This is a genomic window from Clostridium sp. AF35-15 (genome assembly GCF_003477745.1).
GTDB classification, from domain to species: domain Bacteria; phylum Bacillota; class Clostridia; order Lachnospirales; family Lachnospiraceae; genus Otoolea; species Otoolea fessa.
In genome coordinates this window covers 93,811-109,653 of sequence record NZ_QUDY01000005.1, presented here as the reverse complement: position 1 = coordinate 109,653, position 15,843 = coordinate 93,811, and the positions used below count along the sequence as shown (strand labels likewise).

Annotated in this window: 14 protein-coding genes; all 14 read right to left on the bottom strand. The window is 50.5% G+C overall.

Features of this window, described 5'->3' with window-relative positions; translation table 11 throughout:
- Nucleotides 1–51: 51 nt before the first annotated feature.
- Nucleotides 52–549: an rRNA maturation RNase YbeY gene (gene ybeY, locus DWZ76_RS07495; RefSeq protein WP_022359625.1), complete on the bottom strand. Its 498-nt coding sequence runs from the start codon at nucleotides 547–549 to the stop codon at nucleotides 52–54.
- Nucleotides 546–1,580 carry a PhoH family protein gene (locus DWZ76_RS07490; protein WP_243017788.1) on the bottom strand — a complete coding sequence of 345 codons (1,035 nt, stop codon included), beginning with the start codon at nucleotides 1,578–1,580 and terminating at the stop codon, nucleotides 546–548. The genes ybeY and DWZ76_RS07490 overlap by 4 nt, the downstream gene beginning before the upstream one ends.
- Nucleotides 1,555–2,844 (bottom strand): sporulation protein YqfD, encoded by a 1,290-nt coding sequence (locus DWZ76_RS07485; RefSeq protein WP_182431287.1) that lies wholly within the window; start codon nucleotides 2,842–2,844, stop codon nucleotides 1,555–1,557. The genes DWZ76_RS07490 and DWZ76_RS07485 overlap by 26 nt, the downstream gene beginning before the upstream one ends.
- Before the next feature lie 9 nt (nucleotides 2,845–2,853).
- Entirely contained in the window at nucleotides 2,854–3,126 is a 273-nt protein-coding gene (locus tag DWZ76_RS07480) for a YabP/YqfC family sporulation protein (protein ID WP_106999834.1), read from the bottom strand.
- Between the two features lie 65 nt (nucleotides 3,127–3,191).
- On the bottom strand, nucleotides 3,192–5,066 hold the full coding sequence (locus DWZ76_RS07475; RefSeq protein ID WP_118472311.1) for a DUF6020 family protein: 1,875 nt from the start codon (nucleotides 5,064–5,066) through the stop codon (nucleotides 3,192–3,194).
- Between the two features lie 97 nt (nucleotides 5,067–5,163).
- Nucleotides 5,164–5,340 carry a 30S ribosomal protein S21 gene (gene rpsU / locus DWZ76_RS07470; RefSeq protein ID WP_003504099.1) on the bottom strand — a complete coding sequence of 59 codons (177 nt, stop codon included), beginning with the start codon at nucleotides 5,338–5,340 and terminating at the stop codon, nucleotides 5,164–5,166.
- 137 nt (nucleotides 5,341–5,477) lie between these two features.
- Nucleotides 5,478–8,087: an alanine--tRNA ligase gene (gene alaS / locus DWZ76_RS07465; protein ID WP_207722918.1), complete on the bottom strand. Its 2,610-nt coding sequence runs from the start codon at nucleotides 8,085–8,087 to the stop codon at nucleotides 5,478–5,480.
- A 214-nt stretch (nucleotides 8,088–8,301) separates the two neighbouring features.
- Nucleotides 8,302–9,144, bottom strand: coding sequence for a lysozyme inhibitor LprI family protein (locus DWZ76_RS07460; protein ID WP_118472309.1), 843 nt, complete (start codon nucleotides 9,142–9,144; stop codon nucleotides 8,302–8,304).
- A gap of 252 nt (nucleotides 9,145–9,396) precedes the next feature.
- Nucleotides 9,397–9,870 carry a ribonuclease HI gene (rnhA, locus tag DWZ76_RS07455; RefSeq protein WP_022359619.1) on the bottom strand — a complete coding sequence of 158 codons (474 nt, stop codon included), beginning with the start codon at nucleotides 9,868–9,870 and terminating at the stop codon, nucleotides 9,397–9,399.
- Between the two features lie 33 nt (nucleotides 9,871–9,903).
- Nucleotides 9,904–11,511 carry an MBL fold metallo-hydrolase gene (locus DWZ76_RS07450; RefSeq protein ID WP_118472308.1) on the bottom strand — a complete coding sequence of 536 codons (1,608 nt, stop codon included), beginning with the start codon at nucleotides 11,509–11,511 and terminating at the stop codon, nucleotides 9,904–9,906.
- 209 nt (nucleotides 11,512–11,720) lie between these two features.
- Nucleotides 11,721–13,196, bottom strand: a complete 1,476-nt coding sequence (gene spoIVA / locus DWZ76_RS07445; RefSeq protein WP_106999830.1) for a stage IV sporulation protein A — start codon at nucleotides 13,194–13,196, stop codon at nucleotides 11,721–11,723.
- 94 nt (nucleotides 13,197–13,290) lie between these two features.
- A complete protein-coding gene (locus DWZ76_RS07440) occupies nucleotides 13,291–14,001 on the bottom strand; it encodes an ABC transporter ATP-binding protein (protein WP_022359704.1) in 711 nt (236 codons plus the stop codon).
- Nucleotides 14,002–14,014: 13 nt separating this feature from the next.
- Nucleotides 14,015–14,773 carry an ABC transporter ATP-binding protein gene (locus DWZ76_RS07435; RefSeq protein ID WP_022359705.1) on the bottom strand — a complete coding sequence of 253 codons (759 nt, stop codon included), beginning with the start codon at nucleotides 14,771–14,773 and terminating at the stop codon, nucleotides 14,015–14,017.
- A 3-nt stretch (nucleotides 14,774–14,776) separates the two neighbouring features.
- On the bottom strand, nucleotides 14,777–15,841 hold the full coding sequence (locus DWZ76_RS07430) for a branched-chain amino acid ABC transporter permease (RefSeq protein ID WP_118472307.1): 1,065 nt from the start codon (nucleotides 15,839–15,841) through the stop codon (nucleotides 14,777–14,779).
- Nucleotides 15,842–15,843: the final 2 nt, after the last annotated feature.

Below are 15,843 nucleotides of genomic sequence, written 5' to 3'. Positions count from 1 at the left end.
CTCATTTCCCGAATGGGCTCTCCCCTTTCCCTCCGGTTCTTTTCCCTGCTTTTAGCGCGTATACCCTTTGCCAGCCAGGATTTCCTCCTGTTTTTTCTCCATCACAAGACGTTCGTCATCTTCCATATGATCGTAACCGCACAGGTGCAGCATACTGTGTGCCACTAGGAACGCCAGTTCGCGCTCCTTAGAATGACCGTATTTCTCTGCCTGCTCGTCTACCTTATCGATCGAGATCACGATATCTCCCAGAAGAAGTTCGCCCGTCTCCGGGTTAAAATAGTCCTCTGACTGCTCTTCCAACCGTTCAAAATCGGACGGCACATCGTAATCACCCATCGGAAAAGAGAGGACGTCGGTTGCCCGGTCAATTCCTCGGAATTCCTTATTAATACGATGAATCTCCTCATCATTTGTCAGGACTACATTGACCTCCGCCTCATACGGGCATTTTTCATAATCGAGCGCCGCAACCACGATCTCCTCGATGATCGGCCGGTAATCTATCTCCCACTCCCGCTCTGCTTCATATTCGATCTGGATTGTCATCTGTTCTTTCTTCCTCCATCTTTCCGGTCACGCGTCCCGGAACTATTTCTCCGGAAACCGCGGGACGCATCCGCATCTTTTTTCTCATACGCATCGTATGCCTCTACGATCTTCTGTACCAGCGGATGGCGGACTACATCGCTGCTGGTCAGATAGCAGAAACCAATATCGTCAATTTTCTTGAGTACATGAATCGCCGTATCCAGTCCGGACGCAGCTCCGGCAGGCAGATCCTTTTGCGACTGGTCGCCCGTCACGATCACCTTGGAACCAAAGCCGATACGTGTCAGGAACATCTTCATCTGTGCCGGGGTCGTATTCTGCGCCTCATCGAGAATGATGAACGCATTATCCAGGGTACGACCACGCATGTACGCAAGCGGCGCCACCTCAATCAAGCCCTTCTCAGAATTGTGCAGGTAACTTTCTGCCCCCATAATCTGATACAGCGCATCGTAAAGCGGACGCAGGTACGGATCGATCTTGCTCTGCAGATCGCCCGGCAGAAAACCCAGTTTTTCCCCCGCCTCGATCGCCGGACGCGTCAGGATGATCCGGCTTACCTCGCCACTCTTAAATGCCTGTATCGCCATCGACATCGCCAGATACGTTTTTCCGGTACCCGCCGGACCGATGCCAAATACAATCATCTTCTTGCGGATCAGGTCCACGTACTGTTTCTGTCCCATCGTCTTCGGTTTGACCGGCTTGCCCGTGATCGTCCGGCAGATGATATCCTTATCGATCTCGAGAATCTGATCATCCTTCTCCGTGAAGGACAGCGACAGGGCGTAATCAACATTCTGCTCGGTAACGGTATTGCCGCGCTTGGAAAGCTCTAACAGATTGTTGAACACACTCTTCGCCTGCCGGATCGTCTGCTCCGGACCGATGATTTTCAGCGCGCCGTCGCGTGTGATCATCGTCACGTGCAGCGTCCGCTCAATCTTTTTCAGATACGCGTCAAACTGTCCGCATACATTCCGCTCATGTTCCATCGGAATATCAATCATTGTCTCTATTATGCTCATTCCTTTGCTGTTCTCCTTGTGTCACAACTTGAATCGGCTCCTCCGTCTGAAGCCGTACCTCAAAATGGCAGACTCCGCCATTTATTAGTATTCTACCATCACTTGCCATAATATGTACACCTTTTTCGATCAATTTTTCTTCCGTCTCCTTTTGAAATGCCGCTGACAGCGCCGCAAGCTCTGGTTCTGTATACCTTTTTTCGCAGACAGACGTCTCCCGGTACTCACTCCACCCGACAGAAAGCGGCAGATAAAAATCAAGCGGGAGCCGCAATTTCCGGTACTCCGTCCGGATCGTCCAGGCAGGTTTCATCCGCCTGCTTCGTCTGAAAAAGCCCCACTGCTCCGCCATATCGAATGTATGTTCTATCATATCATAAAATTCTGGAATTTTCCAGTAAAATGTGTGTGTTCCTGCTTCCAAAGCAATTCCGTATCGTTTCTTTCCCGTTTCCGTCCGCATTTCCCTCCAGAGCGGAAGCTCCTTTCTCCCGACCCGCTCCCGGATCCCATATATATCCGCATCCGCCCGCACCCGGTAAGAGGAAATTTCTTCGCCTCCATCATCTGTGATCGGCACCGTTCCCGACACCAGAAGCTGCCCCTTTTCCACCGTATCTCCCGCCTGCACAAGCGGGATTCCGCTCCGGACGACTACCGACGTGATCCGCGCGTCGGATGCCGCCGCCAGATCGCACGCCTCGCCGGACTCCACTTCCTGACGGACCGGAACCTCGCTCTCCCGCAGACGGATGAAAAGGCGCGTCCCATGCAGGCGCACCGACACCCAGGTGATATCTTCAAATGACTCCCGCAGTTCTTCCTCCAGCCTCGCACAGGAAATCCGCTTCTTGGGAATTCCCTCTTCAATCTGCAGCGTCTGGAGGTAATGATTCAGCTCACTTTCGGTATAACGCCGGTTTCCACTCCAGTCGATCTCCCAGACAAATTGTGCCAGAAACAATAATAACAGAAAAAAAAGGACGAAGCTGACCGCCCACCCTTTCCGTTTCCGGTTCCGCCAGAGAAACACCGGCAGTCCACGCTTTTCAACGATATGCAGACGGACTCCCGCTTTTCTTGCCAGTGGCGCACACCGCTTAAAATCGCGGATTTCCATATAAAACAGCAGATTTTCCTGCTCTTTTTTTACCTGCCAGACATTTAAACCTGCCAGCGTACAGAGATTCAGGAATCTCTCCGGGGAGGTGCCGCGCATGTTAAGCCGCACTATCCCATGTAGAAGGTGTCTTACCTTCGCCATACTCATTCCTCACAGCACCCCAAATTCGACAGACACAATCTGCCCCGTGACCCGCAGATTGTCGCGGTCATAATACTCAATCGAAAGCCCTTTCCCCTTGATAGTAAGCCGGATGTTCTTTCCCGTCAGCCGCAGCATTTCGTCGGAAAAAAAGAGAATGCTCCTGTAATTTTCTACCACAGCCGCCCGACTGCCGGTAAAATACAGAAGCATCTCTCCGAGAACGACGTCCTCCGGCAGATGAAGTGCCGAAACGATCGCTTTTTTCTGTCTGCCAAACAAGCGCCTACCGCCTATTTCATTGTTATTATCTAATATATGTAGGAAAGCAGAAACTATGCCGTTTACTATTTTCCCGTCAAACCCACTATCATTTCCAGCATCCGCGGCACACAGTAAATCAACGGCAATGCATACCGCAGGGAAACCACCGGTCCCAGCAGAAGTGTTCCCCAGCAGCCTAGCAGAAGCATCAGCGGAATGATCTCATACGCCCGGTGCTTCCAGACTGCAAATCCTGCCGCAAACAGCATCAGCCAGAACGGAAATGCCTGATTGAGAAGCACCGACAGCACCGGAACCGACTGGAATGCCGGTGTCAGTGTCGCCTCCCTCAACCAGTCCGAAAGCGCCTGAAAATGGCTGTTACGCGTGATATGCAGGATATTTAAATTACCTTCCAAGTATGCCCCGTCGTATAAAATATAGCTGATCCAGTACTGGCTGTCTCCCATATACCAGTACCCCCAGTTCCCCATCAGAAATGAATCCAGATAAATACCCGGATGGCGCTTCCCGATTTCCGACCAGATACGAACGAAGCGTCCCATATCTGCCTGCATCACTTCCGTATGGAATCCATTTTTCACCGGATCCGCATTGACACGGACATACTCACTGAGCGCCTGCGGGTCAATCAGCGTCTCGATATAATCCTTTTCCTCCGGCGTCAATTTCTCCGGGACTTCATGATATATGCGCGCCAGCTGCTGCATTGGCACGCACAGCATCTCCCTCGCATCGCCCTTTCCCACGCCGAACGCCGTTGGAATCGGACCGGATAAAACATACCATAAAGCTGCCACCAGCAGAGATGCCCCGATAAACCAGTTTCTGCGATACACTTTTTTTCGTAAAAACAGGCAGACTGCCAAAACAAAAAACAGGAACACATAGATTCCCTGATTCCGGAACAGGCACATGAAAAACACACTCACAAAAAAGAGCAGCCAATCACCCGTCTTTCCCACTTCTTTCCGAGAACCTGTTCCATTCGGATTTTTCTCTTTATCCAGCTCTCTTTCTTTATCCAAATCCTCTTTCTTCTGGCACATTCCCCGCCAAAAATGCTCCGGATCCTCCGCCAGACAACATGCCGTATCAAATGCCAGCAGGAAAAATGCGCCAAAGAGCACATCCTTCGTCGTGACAAAGGAAAAGACCGTCAGATACGGATTCAGGATCCAGAACGTCCACGAAGCAACGCAGAGCCATCGCGGTGCCCGCCGCGCTTTCATCCGGCACAGACACAGGGAAAATACTGCACTCATAAAAAACGACTGCGACAGCGCATACAGCGCCATCCCTGCCTGATAGGTATGGAACAGACGCCCCGCAATCTTCATGCAGAGTCCCAGATATAGCGTATGAATTAATGGATGGTGGGTTGTCAGCGGCAGTTTTCCATAAAACTGAAGGAGCTGCGCGGACGCATCGTAAGAATAAATGCCCGGATAAACCGCCAGAAAAACCGGAAGATAGACGCACCAGGAGAGAAACATCCATTTCAGCCATGTCCCCAAATCCGAATTTTTCGCTGCGCGCTGTTTCGATTCCCGTCCCTGGCTTTCCACATCGCGGCTGCTTCCCTGGTCTTCGCAGTCTTTCCCCCTCCGTGCTTGCGTCCGTTTCTGGTAACTGTTCACAGGCAGGAATTCTCTGAACTGAAAATCCCGTATCTCAGGCCAGCCACGCCCCAAAGCATCCAGTCCCACACAAATCGCCCAGACCATCACCGTCATACACACCGCCCAGCCCGCCAACTGTCCCAAAAACTGTCCCGCCGTCCGGTAAATCAGCTCATTGCGGCTGTAACGGATTCCCAGAAGAATCATCAGCCCCATCAAAACGCCAAGCACAAGGCTGACTGCTGCCAGGCGCCGATCCGCAATATATTGTTTCAATCCCTTTCCCCGTCTCTCATTTTCCTGCTTTTCTCTCATGCCCCTCACTCCATCATCCGCCACATCGCATTTCTTCTCTTTCTCCTATTGCACAAAAAAGTCCTGGTTCATATGAAAACCAGGACTTTTGCGTTACTTAATTGTATTTGCGTTTTCTAGCAGCTTCGGATTTCTTTTTACGACGAACGCTCGGTTTCTCGTAATGCTCTCTTTTCCGAATCTCCTGCTGGATACCAGCCTTAGCACAGTTTCTTTTGAATCTGCGTAAAGCGCTGTCCAGACTCTCGTTATCTTTAACGATTACATTTGACATAGCTCACACCTAACCTCCCTCCAGTTGTGTAATAAGTGCATATTAATACAACTGTATGGGTATTTTTTTAGCACTAAAAAGATTATATCATAAAAAAATGATACGTCAACAACATTTTACATTTTTTTATGATTTTTTTATTTTACTTGCTCTGCTACTACTTCTGCCGCTTTTTCAAGGGCTGCTGCAATACCAGACGGATTCTTTCCGCCAGCCTGTGCCATGTTCGGACGGCCACCGCCGCCGCCGCCGACAAGACCTGCGATTGCTTTGATTAAGTTTCCAGCATGTGCACCCTTCTTCATCGCGCCGTCAGTTACAGAAGCCATCAGGCTTACCTTGCCATCCAGAGTAGATGCAATCAGAACAACGCCGTCGCCCAGCTTCTCTTTCAGCTGATCGCCCAGATTACGCAGACCGTTCATGTCTACATCCTTAACCTCAACTGCCAGCAGCTTCACGCCGTTTACATCCTGTACCTGGTTCATAACATCGCCCAGAGAGTCGTTCGCCAGCTTACTTTTTAACTTCTCATTCTCTGCGTGCAGAGTCTTGATCTCTTCTAACATGGACTCAATCTTGCTGCTCAGTGCAGCCGGAGTGGTCTTTGCCAGTTTCGCCGCCTCATGCAGCTCATTCTCTACCTCTTTGTAGTGGTTCATCAAACCGGTGGAGGTCAGCGCCTCGATACGGCGGACGCCTGCTGCAATACCAGCCTCAGAGAGAATCTTGAAGGATGCAATTGTGCCTGTGTTGGATACGTGTGTACCGCCGCAAAGCTCGGTGGAGAAATCTCCCATCTTGACAACACGGACTTTCTCGCCGTACTTCTCGCCAAACAGTGCCATTGCGCCCGTCTTCTTTGCCTCATCCAAGGACATAACATCGGTTACAACCGGCAGGGATGCTGCAATCTCATCATTTACAATCTTTTCAACCTTCTCTATCTCCTCTGGAGTCATCGCAGAGAAATGAGTAAAGTCGAAACGCAGACGGTCACGGGTTACCAGGGAACCAGCCTGCTCTACATGGCTACCAAGTACGGTACGCAGCGCTTTATGAAGCAGATGAGTTGCGGAATGGTTGCGGGAAGTCAGCTCACGGTTTTCCTTGTCAACCGACATGATTACTTTTTCTCCCACCTCGAACATACCCTTTACTACAACACCGACATGACCGATCTTGCCACCCTGTAAATGAATGGTATCTTTTACTTCAAACACAGAGCCGTCCGGAGCGGTAATCTGACCGAAGTCACCCTCCTGACCACCCATGGTTCCGTAGAACGGGGTTTCCTTGGTAATAATTGTACCAGTCTGACCGTCAGTCAGTGCCTCTACAATCTCATCCTCGGTCGTCAGAACGGAAATCTCGGATTCCGCTGTCAGACGATCATAGCCGATAAACTCAGTTGTAATAGCCGGATCGATGGACTGATATACCGTAACATCCGCGCCCATATAGTTAGTCGTCTTTCTCGCCGCTCTCGCCTGTTCTTTCTGGCGTTTCATCGCTGCGTTGAAGCCGTCCTCATCGATACCGAGACTCTTCTCCTCGAGAATCTCACGGGTTAAATCGATCGGGAATCCATACGTATCGTAGAGCTTGAATGCGTTGTCGCCGGACAGCACTTTCTCGCCCTTCTTGTTCATATCTTCTTCCATATCAGCAAGGATCGCAAGACCCTGATCAATGGTCCTGTTGAACTTATCCTCTTCCTCAGAAAGAACCTTGAAAATCATCGCGCTCTTCTCTTCCAGTTCCGGATAACCATCCTTGGAAAGGTCGATAACGGTGCGGGACAGAGCTGCTAAGAACTCACCCTCGATGCCAAGTTTTTTGCCATGGCGTGCTGCACGGCGCAGAAGGCGGCGCAGAACATATCCGCGTCCCTCGTTGGATGGCATAATGCCATCGGAAATCATGAAGGTGCAGGACTTGATATGATCCGCTACAATACGCAGAGAAATATCGGTCTCATGATCTTTCTGATATTCGGTATGTGCCAGCTCGCAGACACGGTCTAACAGAGCTTTGTTGGTATCAACCGTAAACAGGGAATCTACATCCTGTACGATCACTGCCAGACGCTCCAGACCCATTCCGGTATCAATGTTCTTGTGCTCCAGCTCGGTGTAGTTGCCGTGACCGTCATTGTTAAACTGGGAGAATACATTGTTCCATACCTCCATGTAACGGTCACACTCACAGCCTACCGTACATCCCGGTTTGCCGCAGCCGTATTTCTCACCGCGGTCATAGTAAATCTCAGAACACGGACCGCACGGACCAGCGCCATGCTCCCAGAAGTTATCCTCTCTGCCAAAGCGGAAAATACGCTCTGCCGGAATACCCATCTCTTTGTTCCAGATATCAAATGCCTCGTCATCGCTCTCGAACACAGACGGATAGAGGCGATCCGGATCAAGTCCGACAACCTCGGTTAAAAATTCCCAGGACCAGTGAATCGCTTCCTCTTTGAAATAATCACCGAAGGAGAAGTTGCCAAGCATCTCAAAAAAGGTACCATGACGGGCAGTCTTACCGATATTCTCGATATCGCCGGTACGAATACATTTCTGACAGGTACATACTCTTGTTCTCGGCGGAATCTCCTGACCCGTAAAATATGGCTTTAACGGAGCCATACCAGAGTTGATAAGCAGAAGGCTGTTATCATTATGCGGAACCAGAGAGAAACTCTTCATTGCCAGATGTCCCTTGCTCTCAAAAAAGTCTAAGAACATCTTTCTAAGTTCGTTCACACCGTATTTTTTCACGTTGCTTCCTCCTATAGTTACTTCTATTTAAGTAAAATTTTCCTCATTCTTTATATCCTATCATAGGAATTTACATTTCGCAAGAGGTTTATCGGTACAAAAAGTGTACAAAAAGTGTGCAAAAATGGGACCCTTACCGCAATTCTATATGCCGCAAAAGTCCCATTTACTAATTTTTTCACTACTCTGCCGGAAGATACGATTCATACAAATCCAAAAGCTCATACGCCCGATCCCGCGTCGAATTTGCCAGCGACGCCGTATACTCGACATTTTCCATCGTGCCGCCCTTGTAGCGCTCCGCCGCCTGTTTCGCCGCCGTATCACGTTCCCGGATCCATCTGCGTTCCAGACCACGCAGCGTGTCTGTCTCCTCGTCTGGAAGCACCGCCATGATTGCCTGATAAATCTGATTTAATTCGGCATCCCAGAGCCGGTACTCATACGCGACCGCCTCCCGCATCGCGTCGGTCGTATTCGCACTTCCCGAATTTTCCAGGTTTTGAATCGTATTCTCGATCTCGCCCAGCCGGTTCCGGTAATCTTCCGCTGTCCGGTCCGAGCCTGCACCTGTCCCGGAGGACGCGCCTCGCGCAGGAGATACAATTCCATTTTCAACCGGGGACACAACCGCCCCTGTATTCACAGAATGATCCGACTCATCGCCCGCGCTCTGCTTCTCTGCCGCCTTAGCAGCCGCCCGATTATCTGCACGTTTTTCCTTTTGTTCACCTAAAGACTGGACAGAAACATCTCCTTCCGCCTGCATACAGGCTCTGTCTTCTGTCCCCACGCTTTCCGCATGCGCCATTTTTTTAGAAGATGGCTCCGGCGCATCCTCCGCCAGACCATTTTCCGCTGCTTCCGCCGCAAATGGTTCCGCCTCATACATCGCCTCCGGTCCGACCGTCAGGCTTCTCTCACTTCCCGCCTGCTCCCGGATATAACGCCGCGTTGCCGCCGTCGTCACAATCCCCAGCACCAGAATCAGACCGAGGGCAGCGATCATTCCTTTATTTTTCAAATTACTCTCAACCGCCTTTGCTATTCCTGTTCACTTGATAATTTTAAAATAGCACATTTAAGACGGTTTGAAAATAGATGATCGAAAGATGTAAACATATCGTAAGGGTTGTTATAGTAACTGCTCACAGGTAGGAATTTTCTGAACTGAAAATTCCGTACAATACAGTTCCGGATGCAGATTTTGCCGATTTGGAATGCGAAGCATCGGCAAAATCCTGTTACTGGTCACACATGTGTGAGCAGTAACGAGCTATACCCCCGGATCCACCATCAGCTCGTCCCCATCCGCCGCCGAAGTAGCCAGAAAATCACATCTCTCATTCTCCGGATGTCCATTATGCCCTTTCACCCAGAAAAACGAAATCTGATGGGGTTCCTTGGCAGCGAGCAGGCGTTTCCATAAGTCTACATTCTTAACCTCCTCATTTTTTCCGCGTTTCCAGCCTTTTTTGATCCAGCCCTCGATCCAGTGCTGGTTAAAAGCGTTGACGAGATACTGGGAATCTGAATAGAGTTCGATCTCGCAGGGGCGGTTGAGCGCCTCGAGACCGGCGATGGCTGCCATCAGCTCCATACGGTTGTTCGTAGTTCGTTTGTAGCCGCCGGAAATCTCTTTCGTGTGCAGTTTTCCTGCCGGATCTACATAGTGAATGACGGTTCCAAATCCGCCCGGACCATCTGGATTGCCGCGGGCGGCGCCGTCTGTGTATATAGTTACTTTCAAGTCAGAAATCTCCTTTATGTCTATTATTGAAGCTTAGCGGTCCCACTTATCGCAGAGCGAGTTGATCTGGTCGGCAAAACGTGCCAAATCTTTGTTCGCCCCGCCCTCGTTATGCATAACAACACGGCGCAGGCGGTCGCAGGCTGCCAGCAGGCGGGCAAATACACCAGCCGCTTTCTTCGTTGCTTCGTTCACTGCCGGTTTCTGAATCGGAATACCCTTCGTAACAGTCACGAAGCATCCCTCTTTCAGGTCGTAGGAACTGCCGGAGAACGGAGCCATCGCATTGATGCCGTAAGTCTCCTTGACCGTCTCTGCAAATGCATCGCACACTGTGTCATCGCCGTGTACCACGAAGACCTGGGACGGTTTTTCCATAAAACTGCCAACCCACTCCAAAAGCCCGGTCTCGTCCGCATGGCCGCTGATGCCCTCGATCTTCTCGATCCGTGCTTTGACCTCGATCGACTCACCGAACAGCTTCACTTCCTCGCGTCCCTCAGTAATGCTGCGTCCCAGTGTGCCGACTGCCTGATAGCCAGCAAACAAAATCGTACACTCCGGTCTCCAGAGGTTGTGTTTCAGATGATGGCGGATACGGCCCGCATCACACATGCCGGCTGCCGAGATGATAACCTTCGGTTCCTCGTTGAAGTTGATTGCAACGGAATCGCTGCTGGTGATCGAGAGATGCAGACCCGGGAAAGAAATCGGATTGATGCCCTTTTTTACCAGCTCCTTCGTCTCTTCATTGTAGCAATCCATCATATTGTCCTTGAACACGCCGGTCGCTTCCACCGCCATCGGGCTGTCTAAGTAAACCGGAAATACGCCGTGCCCGGTTACAAGGTTCTTCTCCTTGATAATACGGATGTAATTCAACACTTCCTGCGTTCTGCCGACCGCAAATGCCGGGATCACGACATTGCCGCCCTTATCCAGCGTCTCCTGAATCACGCGGGCAAATTCTTCCACGTGATCGCCTGTATTCTTGTGGAACCGACCGCCGTAAGTGCTCTCCATGACAACATAATCCGCCTGACGGATGTACTGCGGGCTGCGAATGAGTGGCTTGTTTTTGTTACCGATATCACCTGAAAATACAATCTTCTTGGAACAATCGTCTTCCTTCATCCAGATCTCGATCGAAGCCGAACCAAGCAGATGTCCCACATCGACAAACCGAATCTCCAGATTGTCATTCAGACGGATAATCTCATTGTAATTGCAGGGGACAAAGTGATGCAGTACCCCTTCTGCATCGTTCATCGTGTAAATCGGTGTCACCTCCGGTTTTCCGGCACGCATGGCTTTCCGGTTTTTCCACTCCGCTTCTGACTCCTGGATATGGGCGCAATCTTTCAGCATGATATCACACAGATCGCAGGTCGCGCGCGTCGCCATAATCTGTCCGCGGAATCCCCTCGCATAGATAAGCGGAAGCAATCCCACATGATCGATATGGGCGTGCGTCACCAACACATAGTCCACATCCGAATACGGAATCGGAAGTTCTGCATTTTCATACTTGTTGATCCCCTGTTCCATACCGCAGTCAATCAGAATATTCAGCCCGCATGCCTCCAGAAAATGACAGCTGCCTGTAACCTCATGATCCGCACCGATAAATGTAAGCCTCATAAAATCAGCCCCCCTGTTCTGTCGTTTGTGTCTCCGCATACCCCTTGCGGAAAGTGTTTTTGCTATTAGCCTCATTATAACTGATTTCTGACAATTTTGCAATTTCCCCGATAAAGTTTCGATAAAATTTTCATAAAATCACCTTATCTGTCCCACATTCCCATTCCAGACAACGCACCATTTTCCCAACAAGAGCCAGACCTATTCTATTATATAATAATACAGATCATACCCCCATTGCTGTCATTGATGATTTTCTGCAGCGTATCCTGCAGCTTCACCTGGCAGTCCTCAGTGAGCTGGGAGATCTTGGCCTGAATCCCGTCATCGACGATCTGGGCGATTGATTTTCCAAAAATATTGGTTTCCCAGATGCCTTCCTCACCTTTTCCAGCATTCTCCCGGATGTATCGGATCAAATCCTCTGCCTGCTGTTCATTTCCCACAATCGGCGCGATCTCAGTCTCAATCTGCGCCTTGATGAGATTGATGGACGGCGCCTGCGCTTTCATTTTGACTCCATATTTATTGCCGTGGCGCACCACCTGCGGCTCATCGAGGACGATCTCCCCGCGTTCCGGCGTGACAACCCCATAGCCCTTCTTGCGCGCCTGCGTGAGCGCCACGGATGCCTTTTCATACTCGCTCTGCATCGACGCCAACCGCTTCAAGGTCTGCATCAGCTGGTACTCGCCCTCGATCGGCATTCCCACATACTCGCTGAGGATCTGATAATAATGCCCGTCGTCCAGCTCGACCACCGCCTGAACGCTGCCATCATCCATTTTCATTGATACAATCCGGATCCGACGGATCGCTTCCCCGGTTTCCTCCGGCAGCGCCAACGCCACATCGCGCATATGTACCGTCCGATCCATCATCCCCCGGACTGCCTGTATGACCTCCGATTTAAGCCAATGGCTGTTTGGCAGAATCTCCAGCCATTTCGGAATCGAAAAATCGATCTCCGTGACCGGGAATTCCAGAAGCACCTGCCCCAGAATCTCCCGGATATCCTCGGCGCGCAACTGCTCACAGTTGACTGGGAGCACCTGCACCTCATATTTTTCGGTCATCCGGGCTGCCAGCGCCCGCGTCTCCTCCGAATATGGTTTCTGCGAGTTTAAAAGCACCAGAAACGGCTTTCCCAGTTTTTTCAGTTCCTGCACGGTCTTCTCTTCCGCCGGAACATAATTCTCCCGTTTCAACTCCCCAAAACTGCCGTCCGCCGTAACCACAAGCCCGATCGTCGAATGATCCGTGATGACCTTGCGCGTTCCCAGCTCGGCTGCCGCTGTAAATGGAATCTCCTCCTCATACCACGGCGTCCGCACCATGCGTTCTTTCTCGTTTTCAATATGACCGGCAGCGCCCTCCACCATGAAACCGACGCAGTCGATCAGGCGGACCCGCACCTCCACACCGTCCCCAAGCGAGAGCTTTGCCGCCTCTTTAGGGATAAATTTCGGTTCCGTTGTCATGATCGTTTTCCCCGCCGAAGACTGGGGAAGTTCATCCCGGGCGCGCTCACGGGCATGGACATCTTCCAGCCCCGGAAGGACGAGAAGTTCCATAAAGCGCTTAATAAAGGTCGATTTCCCTGTCCGAACCGGACCAACCACCCCAATATAGATCTCGCCGCCGGTTCGCGCCTGGATATCGCTGTATACATTAAAATGATCCATAAAAATACCCCCTTGGTCTGCTGATACAATGTATTCAGACCATAAGGGGGTTATGAATATTCCCATTTGGAAAGCTCCGGCTCACAGAACATTTTTATTCGCTCAGATAAGCCTTCTTCACTCTCTCATTATTCATCAGTTCTTTCGCATCACCGCTCAGAACGATATTGCCCGTCTCAAGCACATATGCTTTATTGGAAATGGAGAGCGCTTTTTTCGCATTCTGCTCGACCAGAAGAACGGTCACTCCGTCCTTGTTGATTTCCTGGATAATATCGAAAATCTCATTAACATAGAGTGGGGACAGACCCATCGACGGCTCGTCGAGAACGATCAGGCGCGGATGGCTCATGAGGGCGCGTCCCATCGCAAGCATCTGCTGCTCGCCGCCGGACAAAGTTCCGGCAAGCTGGTTCTTGCGCTCTTTCAGACGCGGGAAACGCTTGTAAATCATTTCGATCGTATCTTCAATTTCCTTCTTGTCATTTCTCGTATACGCACCCATTTTCAGGTTCTGGAGAACCGTCAGGGAAGCGAACACACGGCGCCCCTCCGGCACGTGGGCGATTCCCATTGATACCAGCTTATAGCCCGGTACATGGGTAATATCCGTTCCCTCAAATGTGATATTGCCTGCCTTGGACGGCAGCAGACCCGTGATCGTGTGAAGCGTCGTCGTCTTTCCGGCTCCGTTGGCACCGATCAGCGCTACCACATCGCCCTGTTCTACCTCAAAGGAAATTCCCTTGAGTGCCTGTATCACACCATAATATACCTGTAAATCTTTTACTTCCAGCATTGACATACGAAACTTCCCCCTATTCTCCCAGATATGCTTTGATAACTTCTGGATTGCTGAGTACTTCGCTGGTCGGTCCCTCTGCCAGCATATGACCGAAGTTTAAGACCGTCAGGCGCTCGCAGATACCGGAGACCAGCTTCATATCATGCTCAATGAGAAGTACGGTCATATCAAAATGATCGCGCACGAAACGGATCGTCTTCATCAGCTCTGCCGTCTCATTCGGGTTCATGCCGGCTGCCGGCTCGTCAAGAAGCAGAAGCTTCGGCTCGGTCGCCAGCGCTCTGGCGATCTCCAGCTTTCTCTGCTTGCCGTATGGGAGGTTCGATGCCTTATAATCAAACTCTTTGTCGAGGTCAAACACCTTCAAAAGCTCCATCGCGCGCTCATCCATCTCTTTCTCAACCTTGTAATAGGACGGAAGACGCAGAATGCCGCTCAGCGTAGAATATTTATGATGGTTGTGAAGACCAACCTTTACATTGTCAAGCACGCTCAGCTCCTTGAACAGACGGATATTCTGGAAGGTTCTCGCGATGCCTGCCTGATTGATCTGGATTGCCTTGTGACCGGTAATGTCCTTTCCATCCAGCAGAATCCGTCCGCCATCCGGCTTGTACACGCCCGTCAAAAGGTTGAAAATAGTCGTTTTACCAGCGCCGTTCGGTCCAATCAGGCCGTAGAGCTGTCCTTTTTCTATCGTGATGCTGAAATCATCGACCGCTTTCAGACCGCCAAAAGAAATACTTAAATTTTTTACATCCAGCATTGCCATGATTTACGCCTCCCCTTCTGTCTTCTTTTTCCGGAATGATGAAAAGATGCGCCCGCGGACCTCGATCGCCTTCGGACTGGAGGTCAAAAGCATCATTACAATCAGGACGACCGCGTAAATCAGCATACGGTAATTATTGAGGCTTCGAAGCATCTCCGGAAGCAGGGTTAAGATAACCGCCGCGATCATGGAACCACGGATATTTCCGATGCCGCCCAGAACCACAAATACAAGGATCATAATGGACATATTATAACCGAAGCTTTTCGGGGTCGCTGCCAGCGTCGCCAGGTTGTGTGCGTACAGAACGCCTGCCACACCGGCTAAGGAAGCAGAGATGGTAAATGCCATCAGTTTGTATTTCGTGATATTGATACCCACAGACTCTGTCGCAATACGGTTGTCGCGGATCGCCATGATCGCACGGCCTGTCCGGGAATTGATGATATTCAATACAATAAACAGGGTCAGGAGTACCAGGATAATGCCGATCGTAAAGGTCGCCGTCTTCGGTGTACCTGTGATACCCTGTGCACCCTTGATGATCACCTGACCGTCCGCTGCCAGCTTTAAGGAAGCTACATCTTTCATGGAAACGTGGATTCCGTTTCCGTCGATGCCGACGTACAGAACATTGATAATATTTTTAACGATCTCACCGAATGCCAGCGTTACAATCGCCAGATAGTCTCCTTTCAGACGCAGAACCGGAATACCGATGAGGATACCAAATACCGCCGCTACCGCCGCACCGACAAAGAGCGCCAGAATGAAGCGTACCTGGTTGCTTGCGATCAGATTTTTCATGGCATGATTAAAAAATGCACCTGAAAACGCACCCGCACACATGAATCCGGCATGACCCAGACTCAGCTCGCCGAGGATACCAACCGTGAGGTTTAAGGAAACCGCCAAAATCGTATAGGTACAAAGTGGAACCAGAATACCCTTTAAAAGACTGTTTACATGGCCGCCTGCCATCATAATCTGAATCAGAATGTAACAGCCGATTACAATCGCATACGTGATCGCATTCTGAATCCGAATTTTATTTTTATATGCGTTCATTT